The sequence below is a fragment of the Micropruina sp. genome (assembly GCF_047607385.1).
Classification (GTDB): domain Bacteria; phylum Actinomycetota; class Actinomycetes; order Propionibacteriales; family Propionibacteriaceae; genus Micropruina.
On sequence record NZ_JASGDE010000139.1, the window covers coordinates 1 to 3,327 of the forward strand.

Here is a 3,327-nt window from a genome sequence, read left to right on the forward strand (position 1 = left end):
CCTGCCACGACGTCGACAACGCCCCCGTCGCGTTGTTGATCTGATGATGCGTCGTACCCTGCCAATCCGACACCAACGTCGACACCGTGTCGTTGGAGGCTCCGGTCCGCATCGCAACAGTCTGCCCGGCGTGACTGTAGTAGCGGTTCGCCGACACCCCACTCGTAGCGGTATTCAGCGTGATCTCACTACCCGCCACGTACAGGGTGGTCGTGTCGCCCTGCTGCCGCAGCACCCGGGCACCAGCCGCGTCATACACCATCTTCGCCACCGTCGCACCCGCCTTGGTGACCTCGGTGAGCTGGTTCAAGTCATCCCACACCAGCACCTGCTCGCCACCACCGGGCGCCGGCCTGCTCACTGTGTTGCCCGCTTCGTCCGCGGCATAGCTCGCGCTGCCCGCGGCATCACCGGTTGTGGTCGTGCCGGTGATGAAATGTGGCCGGGTCGACGTGGCCCCATCGGACGGATAGGCGTAGCTGGTGGTCGATGACGTGGACGGAGTCCGATCGACCCGGCTGGTCGTCTTCCCGATCGTGTCGGTGGCCCAACTCGTCCAGTACGGCGCCGGCCCACCCAAGGCCGCCTGGCTACGCGCGCCCGGATCACAGACAGCGGTGTTCGGCGTCCAGGCTTCGGTGAGTTGCTGCTGGAAGTCGTAGCTGAAACACTGGTTGTCGACCACGCCGCCGGGCAGGGTGGCCTTCACCTGGGTGATGTTGCCGGCCGGGTCATAGCTGATGCTAGTCTCCTCGTCGGTGACCCCCGGATTCACCTGACGGTGCAGGCCCATCCCGATCAGCCGCTGCGTGCCCGGGTCGCGCATCCAGCTCGCCATCGACGCTTTGCCCGCGTGCGTACCGAACAGCATCGCCGCCACGGTCCCCCACTGGAGGTACTGGGTGTCGGTCACATAGGTGGCTGTGGTCGAGCCGAGGCTCCCGGTCAGCGTGTCCGGCAAGCCGATGAGGTTCGTGTAGGCCGTGGTGAGCGTCTCAGCCGGCACCGGTAGGTGCCGGCCAGCTGACTGCCGATCAGTCCGGAGATCCCGGGGCAAGCCCGGGATGACGAAGGCCGGCACTGCGACGGTCACCGCCGAGAACTGTCGGAGCCGCCCCCTAGGGTGTTGCTCAGCATGACCGGACTGTTCCTTCACCGCACCGACGACGCCTCCGCGCTGGCCGCCGACCTGGCGTCCCGGCTGGGCGGCGTCCGCGCCGACCCGTTCGCCCTCGACGTGGTGGTCACCCCGCATCCGCATCTGCGGCGCTGGCTCACCAACGAGCTGGCGCACCGGATCGGACGTCCCGGCGAGGGCATCTGCGCCGGCGTCCGGTTCCTCACTCCGGGGCGGCTGCTGTACGAACTCGGCGACCCGGCGCGGTTCTGGCGGCCCCGGCAGCTGGCCTGGCGGCTGCTGCAGGTGATCGGAGAGAATCGCGACGAGCCCCGGCTGGAGCAGCTCCGCCGGCATCTGGCCGGCTCCCGCAACACCTATCCGGTCGCGCACCGCATCGCCGGGCTGTTCGCCCGCTATCTGCACTGGCGGCCCGCGATGGTGACCCGCTGGGAGGCCGGCGAGAACACCGACGAACACGGCGCCGACCTCGGCTTCGACGTCTGGCAACCGATGTTGTGGCGGCTCGCCGCCGCCGAGACCAGTCCGTTGCTGGCCGGTGCGGAGTTCCTGGCCCGGCTGCGCCGCGATCCGGGGTCGCTGCCGCTGCCCGCCACCCTCTCCTTCGTCCAGCCCGAGCCGCTGTCGCCCTGGTGGCTCGACGTCCTCGATGCGCTCGCCGAGCACCGCACCGTGCACGTCTCGCTGCAACAGACCAGCACCACGGCCGCGGACGCCGGCCCGGCGGCCAGGTTGACCGGCTTCGCGGGGGTCGCGCACACCGGGCTGCTGGAGCGCGCCGCACTCAGCGAGTTGCCGGCGACGGCGTCCGAACCTCGAAGCACCCTGGGTTGGCTGCAACACACCCTGCGTGGTGCGACCGTCACCCCGCCGCCCGCCGACCGCTCGGTCCAGGTGCACGGCGGCCACGGACTGGAACGCCAGGTGGAGATCCTCCGCGACGCGATCACCGGCCTGCTGGCCGCCGATCCGACCTTGGAGCCGCGCCACATCATCGTCGGCTGTGCGAACCTGAGCGCCGCCGCGCCGTTGCTGCAGGCCGCCTTCCGGCTGCCCGCCGGGGTTGCCGGACGCCATCCGGCGAACGACTTCCGGGTGCAGCTGGCCGACCGCAGCTCGGCCGAGGTGAACCCGCTGGTCGGCGTCCTGGTCGAGGTGCTCACCCTGGTGGCGTCCCGGGCCAGCGCCGCCGACGTGATCGACTTCGGTTCGCGTCCGGCGGTCGCTGCCCGGTTCGGTCTCGATCCGGACGCCATCGACCGGCTGACCCGGCTGGCCAGCGAGGCCGGCGTGCGCTGGGGATTGTCGGCCCAGCATCGAGACCGGTACGGGCTCGGCCACGTGCCGCAGAACACTTGGGCGGCCGGCCTGCAGCGGATGCTGCTCGGTGTCGCGCTCAGCGAGCAGGAGCTTCCGGTGGTCGGCACGGTGTTGCCCCTCGACGACGTCGAAGACGGTGACCTGACGGCGTTGGGCGGGGTGTCCGAGCTGATCAGTCGGCTGTCCCGATTGGCGCTCGACTGCGACCAGCCGGCACCGCTGCGTGACTGGGTCGCCCGGTTGCAATGGGCACTGGACGCCTTCGCCCTGGTCTCCGGCGACGAGGTCTGGCAGCGCACCGACGCCCTGCTCCGGGTCGCCGACCTCGCCGAACGCGGCGCCGGTGACGAGAAGCTGAGCCTGACCGACATCACCGACCTGATCAGCGACGAGTTCGAACGCGGGGAGGCGCGGTCCACCTTCGGCAACGGTTCGCTCACCGTGTGCTCGCTGCGGTCGCTGCGCGGCGTCCCCTATCGGGTGGTCTGCCTGCTCGGCCTGGACGACGGGGTGTTCCCGCGTCCGCCGGAACGCGACGGCGACAATCTGATGCTGCGGGCGCCGCGTCCCGGTGAACCCGACCCGCCGGCCGAAGACCGGCAGGCGCTCGCGGACGCCATCGCGGCCGCCCGCGATGCGCTGGTGGTCGTGCACCAATCCCGCTCGGCACAGACCAACGAAGAGATTCCGCCGCCGGCTGCGCTGGCCGACCTGCTGGAACTGCTCGCCGAGGCCGGTGTCGCCGAGCAGCAGCATCCTCTGCAGCCGTTCAGCCCCACCCTGTTCGCCGCGGACGCGCCCCGCAGCTACGACCCGGCCGGGCTGCGCGGCGCCGTCGCGGTCAGCGGTCCGCGCTCGACGCCCGCGGC

The 3,327-nt window shown here is 70.9% G+C and carries 1 protein-coding gene and 1 pseudogene; one reads left to right on the top strand and one right to left on the bottom strand.

Annotated elements, in window-relative coordinates:
* Positions 1-1,093 (bottom strand): annotated as a pseudogene (locus tag QM582_RS12435) (hypothetical protein); the annotation flags it as partial.
* A 42-nt stretch (positions 1,094-1,135) separates the two neighbouring features.
* On the opposite strand from QM582_RS12435, the gene QM582_RS12440 reads away from it, so the two are divergent.
* A partial coding sequence (locus tag QM582_RS12440) for an exodeoxyribonuclease V subunit gamma (RefSeq protein WP_415084839.1) occupies positions 1,136-3,327 on the top strand: 2,192 nt, incomplete at its 3' end.